Source organism: Frigoribacterium sp. CFBP 8759, assembly GCF_014841655.1.
In the GTDB taxonomy this organism is placed as follows: domain Bacteria; phylum Actinomycetota; class Actinomycetes; order Actinomycetales; family Microbacteriaceae; genus Frigoribacterium.
In genome coordinates this window covers 338,644-357,406 of record NZ_JACYUH010000002.1, presented here as the reverse complement: position 1 = coordinate 357,406, position 18,763 = coordinate 338,644, and the positions used below count along the sequence as shown (strand labels likewise).

The window sequence follows — 18,763 nt, the reverse complement described above, 5'->3', positions numbered from 1 at the left end:
CGGCGTCAGGGGGTCTGGACGGCGCCGAACACGGCGTCGATGATCGTCTCGGGCGCGACCTCGTCGGCCGTGGCCTCGTAGTTGAGGATCATGCGGTGTCGCAGCACGGAGTGGCGCAGGTGCTTGACGTCTTCGGGGATGACGTAGTCGCGCCCGTGCAGCAGGGCGAGGGCACGGGCCGCCTGCATGAAGGCGATGCTGGCCCGGGGGCTGGCCCCGAACTCGACGTAGTCGGCAAGGGTCGCCGGGATGTACTGCTGCGGGTGCCGCGTGACGTAGATGAGCTGCACGATGTAGTTGACGATCGACGCGTCGACGTAGACGCGCTTGGCCAGGTCTTGCAGGTAGACGACGTCGGCCAGGCCGACGCCCGTGGACGGTGCGGCGGCCTCGTCGTAGACGCCGCTCTCGATGCGCCGGATGATCTCGGCCTCTTCGGCGGGGGTCGGGTAGTCGAGGATCTCTTTCAACAGGAAGCGGTCGAGCTGCGCCTCGGGCAGTTGGTAGGTGCCCTCTTGCTCGATCGGGTTCTGGGTGGCCAGGACGAGGAAGGGCGACGGCAGTCGGTAGACCGTGCCCCCGATGGTCGTCTGTCGCTCTTGCATCGCCTCGAGCATGGCGCTCTGGGTCTTGGCGCTCGACCGGTTGATCTCGTCGAGCAGGACGAAGTTCGAGTGGACCGGCCCGAGCTGGGTGACGAAGGTCGATTTCTGGGCGTCGTAGATCTGGGTGCCCGTGATGTCGCTCGGCAGGAGGTCGGGCGTGCACTGGATGCGCCGGAAGCTCGCGTCGATCGACTGCGCGATGGTCTGTGCCGCGGTCGTCTTGGCCAACCCCGGGACGCTCTCGAGCAGGACGTGCCCGCCGGTGATCAGGGCGACGAGCAGGGTGTCGCGGAGTGCGGTCTGACCCACGACCTTGCGGCCGAACGCCTGCGACACCGCCCCGACGATCTGCCGAGCCCGCTCGAGCTCGGCGGGCGTCACGGGGGCCGGAGCCGGCGGCGGGGTCGGGCTGGCGGTGGCGGTGTCGGTCACGCGCCCCACTGTAAACCAGTCCCCCGACAGCTCCCGTGCCCCCGGGCACCGCGCCTCATCGCCGGAGCGCGCGCCTCGCCAGCCAGTTGCCCAGGAACTGGACGAGCTGCACCAGCACGATGATCAGCAGCACCGCGGCCCAGGTCACGACCGGGTCGAACTGCCGGTAGCCGTAGAGCAGGGCGAAGTTGCCGAGCCCGCCGCCGCCGATGTAGCCGGCCACCGCCGACATGTCGACCAGCGCGACGAAGATGAACGTGTAGCCGAGGACGAGCGGTCCGAGCGCCTCCGGCAGCAGCACCGTTCCGATGATGCGGGCCGGGCCGGCCCCCGCCGCCCGTGCGGCCTCGATGACGCCCGGCTGCACGGTGAGCAGGTTCTGTTCCACGATGCGCGAGATGGCGAACGACGCGGCGAGCGACAGGGTGAAGATGATGGCCGGGTTGCCGCTGCCCGACCCGATGACGAACCTCGCCAACGGCTGGGCCGCGGCCAGGAAGATGATGAACGGGATCGGTCGGAACACGTTGACGACCACGTTCAGCACGCCGTAGACGACGCGGTTCGCGAAGAGGGCTCCGCCCCGCGTCAGGTAGAGCGCCAAGCCGAGCAGGAGTCCGCCGATGCCGCCGAAGAGGAGGGTCAGGGCGACGATGTAGACGGTCTCGACGGCCGCCTGCCACAGCATCGGCTGCAGTTCGATCAGGGAGTCCATCAGCGTCCTTCCGTGGGTCGGACCGACGTCGTCGGCGAGGTGGGCAGTTCGGTCGCGTCGTCGCCCAGCTCGGCGACGGCCGCTCGGACGGCCGCGTCGTCGCCGGTCACGGCGAGGGTCAGGGTGCCGAACGTGCGTCCCTGGATGTCGTTCACGCCGCCGAAGACGATCTCGAACGACAGGCCGTGACGCGCGAGCAGCGCGAAGACGTCGCGCTGGTCGACGCCACCCTCGGCGATGCGCACCGACACCAGGACGCCGGGGTGGCGGGCCCGCAGCGCATCGAGTTCGTCACCGTGCGGCGTGCCCGCGATGACCGTCGAGACGAACCGTTTGGTCGACGCCTGCTTCGGGTCGGAGAACACCTCGAAGGTGGGGCCTGTCTCGACGACGCGGCCGGAGTCCATCACGGCCACCCGGTCGGCGATCGACTTGATGACGTCCATCTCGTGGGTGATCACGACGATGGTGATGCCGAGCTCGGCGTTGACGCGTTTGAGCAGGGCGAGCACCTCGCTGGTCGTCTCGGGGTCGAGGGCGCTCGTCGCCTCGTCGGCGAGCAGGATGCGGGGATTCGTCGCGAGCGCGCGGGCGATGCCGACGCGCTGCTTCTGACCACCCGAGAGCTGGTCCGGCCGCGCGTGGGCCTTGTCGCCGAGGCCGACGAAGTGCAGCAGGTCGCTGATCCGCCGCTGGTGCTCGTCCCTGGGTACCCCCGCCGCCTTGAGCGGGAACTCGACGTTGCCCCAGACCGTCTTCGACGAGAACAGGTTGAACTGCTGGAAGATCATGCCGATGCCGGCCCGGACCGAGCGCAGTTCGCGCTCACGGAGGCCGGTGATCTCGCGGCCGTCGACGCGGATGCTCCCGCTCGTCGTGGGCTCGAGGGCGTTGACGAGGCGGACGAGGGTGCTCTTCCCCGCGCCCGAGTAGCCGATGATGCCGAAGATCTCGCCCTCGGCGATCTCGAGGCTGACGCCGTCGACCGCGGTCAGCGGTGCGGCGCCCTTCTCACGGGGCGGGTACGTCTTGACGACGTCGGTCAGGGTGATGGCGGGCACGCGTTCTCCTCGGCACGGGCGGAGGCCCGGACCGCGAGCGGATGCTGCGCGCGGTCCGGGCCGGGGTGGCGACCTGGTGGGTCAGCCGTTCTGTTCGACGAGCTTCTCGGTCTCGGTCAGCGACTTCTCGAGGTCGCTCGCGGGGATCTTCGTGATGATCGCCGTGCCACCCGAGTTGTCGACGACGCCGTCGGTGACGGCCTTGGTGTCCTGGTAGATCTGGACGAGCTTCTGGTAGGTGGCGTCGTCCTTGTCTTCCGCCCGGGCGGCGAAGACGTTGGCGTAGGGCACCGACGAGGGGTCGTTGGGGTCGTCCTGGGCGATGACGTCGTCGGTCGACAGACCGGCCTTCGTCGCGAAGTCGTTGTTGATGATCGCACCGGCGTAGTCGGGCAGTGACGTGGCGGCGAGGTCGGCGCTCACCGTCGCGACCTTCACCTTCGACTTCGACTCGTCGACGTCGTTGACGCCCGAGAAGATCGTCCCGCCGTCCTTCAGCGAGACCAGGCCGTTCGACTGCAGGACGAGCAGGGCGCGGGCCAGGTTGCTCGAGTCGTCGGGGATCGCGATGGTGTCACCCTCCTGGAAGTCGCTCAGCTCGGTGTACTTCGACGAGTACAGGGGCAGGGGGTAGATCGCCGTCGAACCGATCGGCACGATGTCGTTGCCGGATGCCACGTCGTACTGCGCGAGGTAGACGATGTGCTGGAACTGGTTCAGGTCGATCTCGCCGTCGGCGAGGGCGGGGTTGGGCTGCTCGTAGTCCGAGTAGTCCACGAGGTCGACCGTGATGCCCTCGTCGGCCGCGGCCTGCACGAAGTCGGCCCAGTACGGGTCGCTCGCGCCCACGACGCCGATGCGGACGGTCTCGTCGTCGCCACCGCCACGGGTGACTCCGATCGCGATGCCGACGGCGGCGAGCACGACGACGACCGCGACGATGACGGCGATCAGACGACCGGGGCCCTTCTTGGGGGCGTCGATCAGGGGGGCGCTGCTGGTCATGGGTTCCTCTCGGGGCGCTGCGGGAGCACCGCTCGGGGGTGGGCCGGGGCCGTCACGGTGCGTCGTCCATGCTGGCGGACGCCCCGGGGCGCGTCACATCGGGGCGTCACACGACGACACACGGCCCCGTCGGCCCGGCCGCGGACGCGACCACACGAAGGAGGCGCGGTGCGAGAGATCTCGCACCGCGCCTCCTGACGGGGTCGCGTCGCCCCCGGGGTGGACCCGGTCAGACGGTGACGACCTCGGGCGAGCCCAGCTCGCCGGGGGGCATCTCGGCAGCGAGACGGTTCGCCTCGTCGATGAGGGTCTGGACGATCTCGGACTCGGGAACGGTCTTGATGACCTCGCCCTTGACGAAGATCTGACCCTTGCCGTTGCCCGAGGCGACGCCGAGGTCGGCCTCGCGGGCCTCGCCAGGACCGTTGACGACACAGCCCATGACGGCGACGCGCAGCGGGACGGTCATGCCCTCGAGCCCGTCGGTGACGTCGTTGGCCAGCTTGTAGACGTCGACCTGGGCGCGACCGCAGCTCGGGCAGCTGACGATCTCGAGCTTGCGCTCGCGCAGGTTGAGCGACTGCAGGATCTGCAGGCCGACCTTGACCTCTTGGGCGGGCGGGGCACTGAGGCTGACGCGGATGGTGTCGCCGATGCCCTCGCTCAGCAGGATGCCGAAGGCCGTGGCCGACTTGATCGTGCCCTGGAACTCGGGCCCGGCCTCGGTCACGCCGAGGTGCAGGGGCCAGTCGCCGCGTTCGGCGAGCTGGCGGTACGCCTTGACCATGACGATCGGGTCGTTGTGCTTGACCGAGATCTTGAAGTCGTGGAAGTCGTGCTCCTCGAAGAGCGAGGCCTCCCACACGGCGGACTCGACGAGCGCCTCGGGGGTGGCCTTGCCGTACTTCTGCAGGATGCTGGGCTCGAGCGAGCCGGCGTTGACGCCGATGCGGATCGAGACGCCGGCGGCCTTCGCCGCGGCGGCGATCTTGCCGACCTGGTCGTCGAACTTGCGGATGTTGCCGGGGTTGACCCGGACCGCCGCGCACCCGGCGTCGATCGCCTGGTAGACGTAGTTGGGCTGGAAGTGGATGTCGGCGATGACCGGGATCTGGCTCTTCTTCGCGATGATCGGAAGGGCCTCGGCGTCGTCACGGCTCGGCACGGCGACGCGCACGATGTCGCAGCCGCTGGCCGTGAGCTCGGCGATCTGCTGCAGGGTGGCGTTGATGTTGGGGGTCGGAGTCGTGGTCATCGACTGCACGCTGACGGGGGCGTCGCCACCCACGAGCACCTTGCCGACCTTGATCTGCCGCGTCTTGCGGCGCGGGGCGAGGACTTCGGGGACCTTCGGCATTCCGAGATTGACTGCTGGCACGGAGTCATCGTAAACCTCGGCGCTGGACGCCGAGTGACGGACGCGTGACCGGTGCGTCACGGGTCGCTCGCGACCGGACGTCAGCCGAAGATGTCGATCGGGTTCACGATGTCGGCGTAGGTGAGCAGGACGGTCATGCCGCCGAGGAGGATCACGATGGCGAAGGTCACGGGGATGGCCTTGGCCGTGTCGACCGGGCCCGGGTCGGGCCGGCGGAGGAGCTTGGCGAAGCCGCGGCGGATCGCCTCGATCAGGGCCCCGGCCACGTGACCGCCGTCGAGCGGCATCAGCGGCACCAGGTTGAACACGAAGAGGGCGACGTTGAGGCTCGCGAGCAGCCCGACGAGGGTGCTGATGCGGTCGACCACCGGGATCGTGTCGAGGCTGGCGATCTCGCCCGCCATGCGACCGACGCCGACGACGCTGACCGGTCCGTTCGGGTCGCGCTCGGCCCCGCCGAAGGCGGCCTGGGCCACCCCGACCAGACGCTGCGGCAGGGTGACGATGACACCGACGACGTGCGAGATGTTGTCGCCGACCGCCGGCAGCACGGCCGTCACGGGCTCGCGCACCTTCTCGTAGGCGAACCCGATGCCGACGAAACCGACCTCCTGCGTCTGGGAGCTGCCGTCGGGGTTCGTCGCCACGGCCCCGCTCGACGTCGTCACGTAGCGCTCGGACAGGGCCGGAGTCACCTGGAGCGTGCGCTCGGTGCCGTCGCGATCGACCACGACGTCGAGGGTGTCGCCGGGAGAACGCTGCAGGATGCCCGTGATCTGGTCGCCGTCGGTCACGGTCGTCCCGTCGATCGACACGATGCGGTCGCCGTTCAGCATGCCCGCGGCGTAGGCCGGGGCCTCGGGCGCGTCCGAGGGGCAGCTCGTCTCGGTGGAGCCGGCGGGCAGGACGCAGGTGCTGACGCTGCCGACCGTCGTGCTCGCCTGCTGGACGCCGAAGCCGCAGAGCAGCACCGCGAACAGGACGATCGCGATGAGCAGGTTCATGAACGGGCCGCCGAGCATGATGATGACGCGCTTGTACACGGGCAGACGGTAGAAGGTGCGCGACTCGTCGCCCTCGTCGACGGTCTCGGCGCTGGCCGTCCGGGCGTCCTGCACGAGGGTGTTGAAGAAGCCGGTGCTCGACTGGCGCGCGCCTCCCCCGGTCCTTCCCGGGGGGAACATGCCCGACATCGAGATGTAGCCGCCGAGCGGCAGGGCCTTGACGCCGTACTCGGTCTCGCCCTTCTTGCGCGAGAAGACGGTCGGCCCGAAGCCGATCATGTACTGGCCGACCTTCACGCCGAACTTCTTCGCCGGCACGAGGTGGCCCACCTCGTGCAGGGCGATCGACACGGCCAGCCCGACGACCATGACCAGGACGCCGAGCACGAAGAGGAGGATCGTCTGCACCGGGCAAGGGTAGCCGCCCGTGCCCGGACGTCCACCGCGCCGGGGCCATGACGACGCTGGGAGCCCCGAACTGGGGCGGCGGGCTCAGCGGGCCAGCATCGCGTCCGCCTCGGCACGGGCCCAGCGTTCGGCCTCGAGCACGCCCTCGAGGCTGCTCTCGCCCGCGGTGTGCCGGTCGACGACGGCCTCGACCACGTCGAGGATGTCGAGGTACCCGACGCGTCCCGCGTGGAACGCCAGGACGGCCTGCTCGTTGGCCGCGTTGAAGACGGCCGGGTACGTCCCCCCCGCGCGCCCGACCTGCTTGGCGAGTCGCACGGCCGGGAAGGCCTGTTCGTCGAGGGGCTCGAACGTCCAGGTGGAGGCGCGGGTCCAGTCGAGCGGGACCCCCACGCCCGCGACGCGGTCCGGCCAGGCGAGCCCGAGCGAGATCGGGAGGCGCATGTCGGGAGGCGAGGCCTGGGCGATGGTCGAGCCGTCGACGAACTCGACCATCGAGTGGACGATCGACTGCGGGTGCACCGTGACGTCGATGTGGTCGTAGTCGACGTCGAAGAGCAGGTGCGCCTCGATCACCTCGAGCCCCTTGTTGACGAGGGTCGACGAGTTCGTCGTCACCACCAGGCCCATGTCCCAGGTGGGGTGCGCGAGCGCTTCGCGCGGGGTGACGTCGGCCAGCGATTCCCGTGTGCGACCGCGGAACGGCCCACCCGACGCCGTCAGGACGAGCCGACGCACCTCGCGGTCGGAGCCCGACCGCAGCGCCTGCGCGATCGCCGAGTGCTCGGAGTCGACCGGCACGATCTGGCCGGGGGCGGCGCGCTTCGTCACGAGATCGCCTCCGACGATCAGGCTCTCCTTGTTGGCCAGGGCGAGCGACGCCCCCGAGTCGAGGGCGGCGAGGGTCGGCGCGAGGCCGACCGAGCCCGTGATGCCGTTCAGGACGACGTCGGCCCGGACGTCGCGGACGAGCTGCACCGACTCGTCGGTGCCGAGCGCCGTGTGCTCGACTCCGAACTCGGCGGCCTGCGCGGCCACGCCCTCGCGGTCGGAACCGGCGGAGAGGCCGACGACCTCGAAGAGGTCGGGGTGGGCCCGGACGACGTCGAGGGCCTGGACCCCGATCGAACCGGTGGAGCCGAGGATCGTGATGCGACGCATGGGATCAGCCTAGGGCGAGCGTCGTCGGGGCCGCCCACCGCCGCGAGGCGAGCCGTGGTCGGACGGGCCGGGGGCTAGGCGACGGAGAGGATGTCGATGACGAAGACGAGCGTGTCGGTGCCCCCGATGCCGGCCGACGGTTGACCGGCCTCGCCGTAGCCCTCGGCGGGCGGGATGATCACCACGACCTGCGAGCCGACCGTCTGACCGATCATGGCCTTGGCGAATCCGGGCACGACCTGGTCGGTCGAGAACGGTGTCGGCGTTCCCTTGCCCCAACTCTGGTCGAAGACCTCGCCGGTGGTCCAGTTCACGCCCTGGTACTGGACGGTGACGTTCGCGGGGTCGGGGACGACGGGGCCGTCGCCCTTCTTCAGGACCTCGATCTGCAGGTCGGACGGCGGTTCGGTGCCGGGCGGGATCGTCACGGTGGGCCGACCGTCGTCGGCGAGCTCGACCGTCGGGAAACCGTCCTTCGGGGGCTGGGCCTCGCCCGTCGCCTTGGTCGGCACGATCGAGACGACGTCCGCGACGATCACCACGGGCGTGGGTGCGGCCGCCTGCTCCCCCGCGGTCGCGGTCGTCATGTCGGCCGCCGAGGCGACGGTCACCGTGCGGCTGCCCGAGGGCACGCAGGCGATCGCGTCGACGATGCCCGGCACGTAGTAGTCGGTGCTCACCGTGAGCTGCGTGGGCTGCTGGCCCTCGTCGAAACCGGCCGAGGTGACCTCGGCCCCGGTGGTCGCGTCGTAGACCGCGATGCGGACGTTGGCCACGGCGCCCTGCCCGGCGACCTCGCCGCTGCCCTCGACCAGGGTGGTGCGCTGGGTCGACGGGACCTCGAGCGGGGTGTCGAAGACGACCTCGGGCTTGCTCTCGACCTCGCCCGTGACGTCGACGCCGTCGGACAGCGCCCCCGACGTCGGCGCCTTGCAGTCGCCGGTCGCGCCGCTCGCCGTGGGAGACGGCTGGTCGGAACCACCCGTACAACCGCTCAGCACGAGGGCGACGAGCGGAACGGCCGCCACGGCGGCGAACCGTCCACGGCGGACACGGGCGGACGGACGAGGAGGCGCGGTGCGGATCATCGGGGAGTCGTCTCGGGGGTCGGCGGCGACGGTCGACTAGGAGACGGCGAGGATGTCGATGACGAAGACGAGCGTGTCGGTGCCCGAGATGCCGGCCTGCGGGGCGCCGGCCTCGCCGTAACCGTCGGCCGGCGGGATGACGACGACGGTCTGCGATCCGACGGTCTGCCCGACCATGCCGTCCGCGAAGCCGGTGATGACCTGGTCGGTCGAGAAGGTGGCCGGTGCACCGCGCGACCAGCTCTCGTCGAAGATCTCGCCGGTGTTCCAGATGACGCCCTGGTACTGGACGGTGACGGTGTCACCGGCCTGGACCGTGGCTCCGTCGCCCTTGATCAGGGTCTCGACACCGAGTTCGGTCGGAGCGTCCGCGTCGGGGACGGTCACCGTCGGGCGGCCGTCGGCGTCGAGCTCGACCGTCGGGAACCCGTCCTGCGGGGCCTGGGGCTCGCCGGAGGCGCGCAACGGGACGTCGGAGGTCGCCTGCGACGAGCTGCTCGGCGTCGCCGCATCGGAGGACCCGCCGGCGTCACCGGCACAGGCCGCGAGCGACAGGAGGAGGGCGGGGACGGCCAGGAGGGCGAGGGAACGGCGCATGGGGATCTCTCGGTCGGGGTGACGGGGGTCGTGCCGTGGGGCTCGGCGCGGCGGAGGTGCCGTGCCATTCTGCCTCACGCCGGGTCGGCTTCTCTGGACACCGCCACGACGGTGGGCTCGTGATCGACCGGGAAGGCGACCGACGCGGCGATGAAGCACTTGCGGCTCGCCTCGGCGTGCAGCTCGAGGGCGCGCTCGACCATGTCGTCGTCGGCGACGGTCACCCGGGGCCGCAGGGTCACCGAGGTGAAGCGACCACCGCCGTCGTGCGTCTGGGTCATCCGTCCCACGGCGGCGTCCTCGTACGCGACCACGACCACCCCGGCGGCCGCGGCGACGTGCAGGTAGCTGAGCAGGTGGCACTGCGCCAGTGCGGCGAGCAGCAGCTCCTCGGGGTTCCAGCGGTCCGCGTCACCGTGGAAGGTGCGGTCGGCCGACGCCAGGACGTCGTGCTGCTTGCCGGTGGCGACGATCGTGGCGTCGCGGCCGTACGAACGGTACGAGGTCGTGCCCTCGCCCCGGTCGCCCGTCCAACGGACGTCGACGGCGTAGTCGTGGTCGAGCATGCTGCCTCCCTCTCGGGCCCCTCGTCGGTGCGACGTGGTCGCGTGGCGGGCCTCGGTACACTCCCCATCATGACCGACCCCCGCCCCGCCGCGCCCTCCCGTCACCCCCTGACCGCCTCGGCCAGCGTCGAGCTGGCCGTGCTCGAGCGCTCGGGTTGGGACGAGAGCCGTCACCTCGGAGCCGGTGTCGTCGTGGACGCCGACGGACGCGAACTGCGTCGGATCGGGGACGCCGACGCGACCATCTACCCGCGCTCGTGCCTCAAGCCGTTGCAAGCGCTCACGGTGCTGCGGTCGGGGGTCTCCCTCGACGGTCCCCAGGCGGTGCTGGCCACGGCGAGCCACGCGGGCACGCCGGCCCACCTCGAGGTGGTCGAGGCGTTGCTCGGCCGGTCGGGCAGCACCGAGGACGACCTCCTCTGCCCGCCGGACTGGCCCGGTGACCGGGCCAGCGCCCGCGAGGCCACCGCGCCGCGCCGGCTCGCGATGAACTGCTCGGGCAAGCACGCCGCGTTCCTCCTCGCCTGTGCCGAGAACGACTGGGACCCGTCCCGCTACGTCGCCACCGACCACCCCCTGCAGGCCGCGGTGCGCGCGACGGTCGCCGAGTTCACCGGCGAGGCCGCTGACCACTCCGGCGTCGACGGCTGCGGTGCCCCGGTGATCGCGACCACCGTGGTCGGCCTGGCCCGGGCGATCGCGCGCATCACCGGGTCGGTCGGCGCGACCGGGCCGGGACGCGACGGCCACGCCGCGCATCTCGTCGAGGCCGTCCTGGGCGACGCCTGGGCGATCGACGGCCCCGGTCGAGCCAACACGGTGACGATCGACGAGCTGGGCGTGCTGGCCAAGCTCGGCGCCGAGGGCGTCATGGTGATGGGCACGACCGACGGCGTCGCGGTGGCCGTGAAGGTGCTCGACGGGAACGTGAGGGCCGGCACCCTGGTCGCGCTGCGCCTCCTGGTCGACGAGGGGGCCGTCGACGCCGCCGCCGCCGCTCGCGTCGTCGAGCGCACGCTCGAGAAGGTCACCGGCGGTGACGGCCTGGTGGGCCGCATCCGCCTGGGCAGCGGGGTCGACCGCTAGGCGCACCGCGCGACGTCGTCGAGCACCGACACGAAGGCGACCCGCAGGCTCTGTCGGCACGGCCGGCCGTCCTTGAAGGTGACCGTCGCTCCTCCGTCCTGACCGATCACGACGACGGTGTCGACCGGGGGTGGCTCGGCCTCGGGCCGGGCCCCGCCCGAGGTCGGCGCCCGGACCACCACGCAGTCGATCGCCGCGGCCGCGTCGACCGACGATGCCCCTGCGGCCCGGAGCTGACGGCGGAGGCCCGACGCCACGGCCTCGGCCACCACGGGTGGACCGACGACCCTCACGGCCGACGAGAGGGGCACGCACAGCGGAGCCTCGTCGAGGGTGGCCGCCTCGGCCCGGAGGCGTGCCAGACGTTCGGCGACCGGGTCGCCCGGCTCGAGGTCGTCCTCGGGACGCCCCTCGAGGACGAGCCCGCTGGAGGCGCGACCCACCCCGAGCACCAGCACCCGGGTCGGACGACGTGCGACGTCGCACTCGTCGAGCCGATCGGCCGTCGGGTACCAGTCGGCCAGCTCACGCGACCGCACCGCCCGGAGGCGCGCGACGACCTCGTCGACGTCGTCGAGGGCGGCCAGGAACCTCGACCGTTCGCGCCGTGCCGTGAGCGTCGCCCCGACGACACGGTCGACGGCCCAGCCGACGAGGACCGCGAGAGCCGTCGCGAGCGAGAGCCCGAGGACGGCAGGCGGCGCGGTCCACGGGACGAGAGCACCGCACGCGGACACGACGGCACCCGTCGACATCGCCGCCACGGGCGTCGCCGTCGGGCGGGGTCTGGCCGGCCCGGACGGCAGCCGGACGCGGGACGGCAGGACCGGTGACGCCGCGGTGGTCGAGGAGTTCATGACTCCAGTGGAGCGGAGCACCGGCCGCGGCGGGTACCGGGTGGTCGGGTCGGGGGAAGGACCGACCACCCTGCCGCGTGGGGAGGAGCCGTGGGTCAGACCACGACGAAGAACTGCTCGCCGATCTCGACCCGGGTGCCACGCGTCACGCGGACGCGGACTCCGGGATCGGCACGGCGGGGCGGGAGGTCACGAGGACGGACGACCGTCCCGTTGCCGGACCACCGGTCGCTGACCCAGAGGGCTCCGGCCTCCTGACCGAACTCCAGATGCGTCTTCGACACGGACTTGCCGGGATCGACGATGCGGACGAGCTGGTCGAAGCGCTCCCCCGGCTGGGGCGTCGGTGCACGGCCGACGAGGCCGGTCCCGTCGACCGTGATGCTCTCACCGGTGCTGAACTGCAGCACGTACTCGGTCCCGAGTGCGCCACGACGGACGATCCGGGTCTCGTCGACGTCGGCGTCGTCGGTCAGGTCGACGGGCGCCCGACGCGGGCGCCAGGACGGAGCCGACGACGACGTGGGAGCAGGGGGGACGTCGGCGACGCTCGGCGTCGCAGTCGCCGCCGGTCGTTCGGCGCGGAATCCCGGGACGTGGTCGATCGGTTCGGGTGCCGGGCGTGGCGTGTCGTCCTGCCGGTCGTCGGCGCCGTCTCGGACGGGTACGTCGTCGCCGGAGCCCGGGCCGTCCGGAGAGGTCCCGGCGTCGTCGGAGCCCGATCCGGCGCCCTCACGGTCCTGTGTGGCGGGACGACGGCGGAGGACGGACTCGTCGTCGGGTCGCCATTCGGGCGGGAGCGGGACGACAGGCCCCGTGAACGACAAGGCGACCGACTGCACGACCGCACCGCATTCGCCGCAGAAGATGTCGTCCTCGTCGATGGGTGCGCCACAGTGCGTGCACCGTTCGGGGACGACGGCGGAGCCCGGTTCGACGAGCGGTACGGGGTCCACGAGCGGTGCGGGCTCGACGAGCGGTACGGGCTCGGGGCGGTCGGAGTCGGGGAGGGCGGGCCGGGACCCGCTCGGGACCGGCGGGCGGAGGTCACGGCCGAGGGCGGCCACCGGGGCGGTGTCGCCGTCCCGCGGCCCGTCGGCCGTCGGCCGCACGAGAGGCGGCGGGCCCGCAGGAGGCGCGACCCGGTCGCCGGGGACGACCTCGGAGGAGGAGTCGGACGAGGGAGCGGACTCGTCCGGCATCACCGTCGCCTCGGGGTCGGTCGCGCCCTCGGTGTGGTCGTTCTCGACCGGCCGGGTTCCGTCAGGGGCGGTGGACGTCTCGACCTCGCCTGACCGGACCTCGCCGTCGTCGTCTCGACGTCCGTGGGGCGCCTCGGCGGAGAGGGGTTCGACGGCGACCACCACGTCGGGAGAGGACTCGTCCGATGCGAGAGGCGTCAACGACGCCGTCCAGAGCGGGGCGGACGAGGGGCGGGGCCCGTTGTCGGGGTGCTCGGAGGGCATTCGGAGCGGTGTGGGCGATCCGACCGTCTCGGGTGGCGGCGTCGCGAGGGCCCCGACGGGGCCGTCGGGGACGGCGGGACTGCCGGGGTCAGGGGTCCTCGGGGACTCGGCCCGCGCCTCCTCGGAGGCCGTCGGGCGGTCGTCCTCGCCCGTGGACACGACGGTTCGATCGTCGACCGGCCACACCGGGGGCTCGGGAGCCGACGCGGGCGCTTCGGACCGCGCGTGATCGACACGGGTCGGCTCGACCTCGACCCCGGGCACGCCGGTGTCGGCCTGACGGTCGCGCACCCACCACGGGGGTTGCGCATCGCTGCGGCGGGGGTGCGAGGTCGCACGCGGAGGAGCCTCGGGCAGGTCGGGCGCACTGGTGGCGTCGACGTGCTCGGCGGCGGCGTCGGCCCGACGTCGGGCAGCCGCGAGGTCTGCGCTCGAGACCGCCCGACCGCATTCGCCGCAGAACATCGCGCCGACGGGCAGGGGGCTGGCACAGGTGGGGCAGTACATCAGTCGTTCCTCTGTCGCTCGGGAGGGGTGCGCCCATGGTAACCACGCAAAGATCGGAGCGAGACCGCCGCGGCGAACCGCTGCCGCCTCGTGAGCCCGACGCCGAGGGCGTGTCTCATCTCGGCGACGGCCGTCCAGACGCGGTCGGCGTCGGACTCCGCGGGCGGGTTCGGCGAGAACACCGCACGGTCCGCCACCCGGGCGAGCACCGCGGGACGCGAGCCACCGACGACGGCGGCGACCTCGCTCCGGGTCGCCGCGGGCGGGGTGCGGATGCCGTGGTCGACCACGGCGTCCTGGAACTCGTGCCAGCCGCCGCTGATGCGGTCGGAGGGACTCGTCGCCGTCCGGCGGCGACGACGCCGCTGCGCCTTGAGGACCACGACCGTCACGAACGGGGCCGCGAGCAGACCGGCGACGAGGGCGCTCCAGCCGACGACCCGCACGACCGCCAGGACGATGGCCAACCAGGCCGGAGGGGTCTCGGGATCGTCCTGCTCGGACTGCGGCGGCGTCTGGTCGTCCCGCATCTGAGGGTCCTGGGGTGGGGGCTGGACGACGGACTCGGGCCGGGAGATCTGCGTCGGGTCCTGCACCTGGTCCTCGGGGATGGGACGTTCGGCCGGGTTCGGGTCGAGCGCCACCCAGCCGTACTGGGCGGTGTCGACCTCGATCCAGGCGGTCACGCTGGACCCCGTGACGTCGACGGGGCCACCGTCCGTCTCGGGGGCGAATCCCATGACGACCCTCGCGGGGAACCCCAGCCGGTCGGCCATCAGCGCGGCGGCCGTCGCGTACTGCTCGGCGTCGCCGATCATGACGGGGTCGGTGAAGAGCTGGGCGATGCGGTCCGCACCGTGCCCGGATCGGCTGACGGGTTCGTCGGCGGTGACGCCGTGGCTCACGTAGCCGTCCTCGCGCAGGGCGCTCAGCGCCGCCCGGAGGCGCGCCCCGGGGCCCTGGACCCCGGCGACGTCCTCCTCGAGCGAGGAGGTGAGCTCGTCCGGCACGTCCCGCGGCGTCGGCACGGTGGCGGTCCCCGGTGTGAGCGCGTCGAGCTCGTCGTCGCCGGGCTGGCGGGGCTCGACCGCGTCCAGTCGGTACGAATCGCCCTGTCGCAGTCCGCCGAGGACGGCCGCCGTACCCGTGAGGTCGTTGTAGAAGAACGCGTCCCGCCGGGCATCCGCCGTGGGTCCGCCGAACGAGACGGACTCGAGTCGGCCGACGGTGGGGAGCCAGAGGTCGCCGTAGGCACCGATCGTGACGTCCACCGCGGTCGCCTGCCCGTCGACCCGGGATTGGTCGACGTCGGACGGCACGCGGGTGAAGAACCCGGAGGCGCTGTCGACCTCGCCGCTGCCGACGCTGTAGACGACACCGTCGTAGGTGTCGAGCGTCGCCACCCGCAGTCGCTGACCGTCGCGGAGGCCCGAGACCGTGAGGAGCGCCTGGTCGACGGTGGGCTCCTGTTCGTACGCCCGGAAGCCGCTGAGCGGGCTGACGTGGTCCCGCGGATCGAACGGTTGCTCGACCACCGTGCGGGCCACGGTCCGCGCGGTGACCGGCGGGATCGCGGCGACGGCGACCGTGCCGGCCGTCCCTGCGACGGCCAGCGTGGCGAACGCGCCGACGACGGCACGGACGGCCACCGGGCGGTGCCCGGCAGACGTCGTGACAGCACGGGTGGTGAGGGCCCCGAGCGCGAGGCGACGTCGACGGAGGCGCCACCAGACGACCCAGGCGACCACCGTCACCAACACGGCGAGACCGGTGACGCGGGGCCACCAGGCCTCGCCCGGACCGAGCACGATCGCCGCGATCCAGACGACGACGGGAACGACGACGGCGAGTTCTCCGCGTCGGCTGCGGAGCGCGACGGACAGGCCGACGACCGTGCCGACGAGGACCAGCGCGAAGACCGGCACCAGCAGGGCCTCGTAGCTGCCCACCGGCAAGGCGATGGTGACGAGCTGCTTCCAGCCGAGAGCGGTCGCCGAGACCAACGTCAGGAGGCCCCGACCCGTGGGCAGCACGCCGCCGAAGGCTTGCGACGGCACGGCGAGCGGCACCCCGAGCAACAGGTACGCCACGATCGTCGCCGCGAACACCCACACGCTCGACAGCCGGAGGGCGGCGGTGCCCAGCGCGATGACCACGCCGACGGCGAAGGCGACGACGACGAGCACGACGAAGGCGGCGCTCTCGTACACCGGCCAGAAGGTCACGGTGGCGGCGCCGAGCGAGGCCGCGAACAACGCGACGACCCAGGCGACGAACGGGGCTCGCAGTCGTGACGGCCGCGCGCGGGACCGTGCGCGCGGAGCAGGCGCCGCGGGCCCCGCGGGCGTCCGGACCCCGTCGACGACGCTCATGCGCTCGCCGTTCGGGCGAGCGACTTCTGCAGGTCCTCGAGGAACCCGATGGTCAGCACGGTGAGATCGGCGATGCGCCTCATGCCGGGGACCGTCTCGGGGTCGCACACGATCGCCACCGCCTCCACCCCCAGGGGGAACTGCAGGGCTGCGGCGCGCATCTCGGTGACCGTCGTCGTGGACCCGACGACGAGGAACGCCACCGAGATCCCCACGACCTGATCACCCGCCACCCGCGCGACGTCGGTGATGGCCAGCGCCGACTCCGCCGACGTGACGACCGCGAGTTCGTCGAGCAGGCGGTTCCGGGTCAGCGTGCTCAGGGAGCGGATCTCGAGGTTCTTCCGCTTGGCGAACTCGGGGGTGGTCTCGCCGACGACGACGCTGACCTCACGCGCGTCACGGATGGCGCGGGCACCGAGAGAACCCGCGACGCTGACGGCCAGTTCGAACTCGTCGTCGTTGGCGAAGTCACCGGCCGCGAGGCTCAGCGCGATGACCAGGTGGCTGCGCCGGCTCTCCTCGAACTGCCGCACCATGTAGGTGCCCGTCTTGGCGGTCGACTTCCAGTGGATGTTCCGTCGTTCGTCGCCCGGCTGGTACTCGCGCAGGGCGTGGAACGAGATGTCGCTGGGCGAGAGGTCACGCGTCGGGTTGCCCTCGAGGTCACGGATGAGACCCGTGCTCGTGCTCGGGATGCCGATGGTGCGAGGGTGCACGAACACCTCGGTGACGCCGGTCCACTCGATCTCGCGTCGGGCGAGGCCGACCGGGTCGCCTCGCACGGTGCTGACCGGACCCACGGCCACGACGCCGCGTCGCGTGGTGGGCAGGTCGAACGACTCGGCGACCTCGTCTCCCGATCGGAGGCTCGGCAGGCCGATCTCGGCGAGACCCGGACCGACGGGGACCTCGACGGACACTCCGAGGATGCGGCGGGCGCTCGCGTTGCGCACCCGCACGGTGCCGGCCGCCGGGGCGCCGACGGCCACGCGCTCGTGCGGGATCTCGAGCGTGATGCGGACGGTGTTCCGTCCGACGAGAGCGAGCCCTGCGACGAGCAGCAGGACGATCGCGGCGAAGCCGACCACCACGAGCTCGGTCCAGCCGAGCAGGTAGCCGACGAGCAGCCCGACCGGTGCGGCGACGAGCATCGACCACCCGAAGGGCGTGACCACCGAGGAGGCGCTGGTGAACGCCCGGCGGACGGAACGGCGAGCCCCACGCGTCGTCCTGACCAGCAGGACGAGCAGGTCCGCTCCGATGCCGGTACGGTCGCCGACGATCCGGGTCCGGGCGTTCGTCAGTCCTTGCGTTCCCGTCGAGAACGCGGAATCGAATCGCTGGTCGGCGCCACGGGTGCCGACCCGCGGTCGTGTCCGGCCGGCGCGGGACCCGTCCACGGTCGACCCCGGCGCGGGCCGGGCGGCCCGGTCGGTGCCTCGGGGACGCTCGCTCACACGGCTACCCGCTCGGCGGGTGGCGCCGTCTCGATGAGCAGCTGGCTCACGACGCTGGACGGCGTGACCCCGTCGAACTCCGCTTCGGGGTCGAGCACGAGACGGTGGGCGAGCACGGGCTCGGCGAGCGACTTGACGTCGTCCGGGATCACGTAGTGACGACCGAGGGACGCCGCGTAGGTCTTGGCCGAACGGACGAGGGCCAGCGCACCGCGGACGCTCACACCGAGACGGACCTCCTGGGCCGTGCGCGTCCCGTCGACGAGCCGGGCGACGTAGTCACTGATGGTGGGCTCGACGTGCACGGTGCGGGCGAGTTGCGCCATCTCGGTGATGACCCCGGCCTGGACGATCGGGTTGAGGCTGCCCTCGTGGACCCTCGTGGCGGAGCCCTCGAGGATGCGGACGGTCGCCGCGTGGTCGGGGTAGCCGATCGAGGTCTTCATGATGAACCGGTCGAGCTGGGCCTCGGGAAGACGGTAGGTGCCGGCCTGCTCGACCGGATTCTGGGTGGCGATCACCATGAACGGCGAACCCACGGGGTGGCTGACGCCGTCCACCGTCACGCGGCTCTCTTCCATCACCTCGAGGAGGGCGGACTGCGTCTTGGGGCTGGCGCGGTTGATCTCGTCGGCGAGGACGATGTTGGAGAAGATCGGCCCGCGGTGGAACTCGAACCCACCGGCCTTCTGGTCGTAGATGCTGACGCCTGTGATGTCGCCGGGCAGGAGGTCGGGGGTGAACTGCACGCGGTTGCTCGAGCCCTGGACGCTCTGGGCGATCGCGCGGGCGAGCGAGGTCTTGCCCGTGCCCGGGAAGTCCTCGAGCAGCAGATGCCCCTCGCTCAGCAGAGCCGTGAACGACAGCCGCACGACGAAGGTCTTGCCCAGCAGCACCTGGTCGACGTTGGCCACCAGTCGCCCGAAGATGTCGGAGAACCAGGTCGCCTGCTCGGGGGTCATGCTCATGTGTCTTCGTTCCTCGATGTGTCGTTC

The 18,763-nt window shown here is 71.9% G+C and carries 16 protein-coding genes; 1 reads left to right on the top strand and 15 read right to left on the bottom strand.

The features are described 5' to 3' along the window. Positions 1-5: 5 nt before the first annotated feature. The 10 genes from IFT79_RS06945 to IFT79_RS06900 form a co-directional block, all read right to left on the bottom strand. On the bottom strand, positions 6-1,037 hold the full coding sequence (locus tag IFT79_RS06945) for an AAA family ATPase (protein WP_082460258.1): 1,032 nt from the start codon (positions 1,035-1,037) through the stop codon (positions 6-8). A gap of 55 nt (positions 1,038-1,092) precedes the next feature. Then, complete coding sequence (locus IFT79_RS06940; RefSeq protein WP_056045843.1) at positions 1,093-1,752, bottom strand: methionine ABC transporter permease; 660 nt, start codon at positions 1,750-1,752, stop codon at positions 1,093-1,095. Then, positions 1,752-2,813 carry a methionine ABC transporter ATP-binding protein gene (locus IFT79_RS06935; protein ID WP_056045846.1) on the bottom strand — a complete coding sequence of 354 codons (1,062 nt, stop codon included), beginning with the start codon at positions 2,811-2,813 and terminating at the stop codon, positions 1,752-1,754. The genes IFT79_RS06940 and IFT79_RS06935 overlap by 1 nt, the downstream gene beginning before the upstream one ends. An 81-nt stretch (positions 2,814-2,894) precedes the next feature. After that, entirely contained in the window at positions 2,895-3,818 is a 924-nt protein-coding gene (locus tag IFT79_RS06930) for a MetQ/NlpA family ABC transporter substrate-binding protein (protein ID WP_056045848.1), read from the bottom strand. Between the two features lie 229 nt (positions 3,819-4,047). Beyond that, entirely contained in the window at positions 4,048-5,196 is a 1,149-nt protein-coding gene (gene ispG, locus IFT79_RS06925) for a flavodoxin-dependent (E)-4-hydroxy-3-methylbut-2-enyl-diphosphate synthase (RefSeq protein ID WP_171007237.1), read from the bottom strand. Positions 5,197-5,276: 80 nt separating this feature from the next. Beyond that, complete coding sequence (locus IFT79_RS06920) at positions 5,277-6,608, bottom strand: M50 family metallopeptidase (RefSeq protein ID WP_342211787.1); 1,332 nt, start codon at positions 6,606-6,608, stop codon at positions 5,277-5,279. Positions 6,609-6,692: 84 nt separating this feature from the next. After that, positions 6,693-7,769 (bottom strand): 1-deoxy-D-xylulose-5-phosphate reductoisomerase, encoded by a 1,077-nt coding sequence (dxr, locus tag IFT79_RS06915; protein ID WP_192123395.1) that lies wholly within the window; start codon positions 7,767-7,769, stop codon positions 6,693-6,695. Between the two features lie 74 nt (positions 7,770-7,843). Then, positions 7,844-8,857 (bottom strand): FKBP-type peptidyl-prolyl cis-trans isomerase, encoded by a 1,014-nt coding sequence (locus IFT79_RS06910; protein ID WP_192123393.1) that lies wholly within the window; start codon positions 8,855-8,857, stop codon positions 7,844-7,846. A gap of 36 nt (positions 8,858-8,893) precedes the next feature. Then, positions 8,894-9,454 (bottom strand): FKBP-type peptidyl-prolyl cis-trans isomerase, encoded by a 561-nt coding sequence (locus IFT79_RS06905; RefSeq protein ID WP_056045854.1) that lies wholly within the window; start codon positions 9,452-9,454, stop codon positions 8,894-8,896. Positions 9,455-9,528: 74 nt separating this feature from the next. Continuing rightward, positions 9,529-10,020 carry an OsmC family protein gene (locus tag IFT79_RS06900; RefSeq protein WP_192123391.1) on the bottom strand — a complete coding sequence of 164 codons (492 nt, stop codon included), beginning with the start codon at positions 10,018-10,020 and terminating at the stop codon, positions 9,529-9,531. 69 nt (positions 10,021-10,089) lie between these two features. Here IFT79_RS06900 and IFT79_RS06895 point away from each other — a divergent pair, with 69 nt between their 5' ends. Continuing rightward, positions 10,090-11,106 (top strand): asparaginase, encoded by a 1,017-nt coding sequence (locus IFT79_RS06895; protein WP_192123389.1) that lies wholly within the window; start codon positions 10,090-10,092, stop codon positions 11,104-11,106. Here the strand turns inward: IFT79_RS06895 and IFT79_RS06890 are convergent. The 5 genes from IFT79_RS06890 to IFT79_RS06870 all read right to left on the bottom strand — a co-directional run bounded on the left by IFT79_RS06890 (position 11,103) and on the right by IFT79_RS06870 (position 18,736). Then, positions 11,103-11,963, bottom strand: a complete 861-nt coding sequence (locus tag IFT79_RS06890; RefSeq protein ID WP_192123387.1) for a hypothetical protein — start codon at positions 11,961-11,963, stop codon at positions 11,103-11,105. The genes IFT79_RS06895 and IFT79_RS06890 overlap by 4 nt on opposite strands. A 95-nt stretch (positions 11,964-12,058) precedes the next feature. Further along, a complete protein-coding gene (locus IFT79_RS06885) occupies positions 12,059-13,936 on the bottom strand; it encodes a zinc-ribbon domain-containing protein (protein ID WP_192123385.1) in 1,878 nt (625 codons plus the stop codon). Continuing rightward, a complete protein-coding gene (locus IFT79_RS06880; RefSeq protein ID WP_192123383.1) occupies positions 13,936-16,308 on the bottom strand; it encodes a transglutaminase-like domain-containing protein in 2,373 nt (790 codons plus the stop codon). Before IFT79_RS06880 ends, IFT79_RS06885 begins: the two co-directional genes overlap by 1 nt. Then, entirely contained in the window at positions 16,305-17,768 is a 1,464-nt protein-coding gene (locus IFT79_RS06875; protein ID WP_342211786.1) for a DUF58 domain-containing protein, read from the bottom strand. Before IFT79_RS06875 ends, IFT79_RS06880 begins: the two co-directional genes overlap by 4 nt. Then, entirely contained in the window at positions 17,765-18,736 is a 972-nt protein-coding gene (locus IFT79_RS06870; RefSeq protein ID WP_056045870.1) for an AAA family ATPase, read from the bottom strand. The genes IFT79_RS06875 and IFT79_RS06870 overlap by 4 nt, the downstream gene beginning before the upstream one ends. Positions 18,737-18,763: the final 27 nt, after the last annotated feature.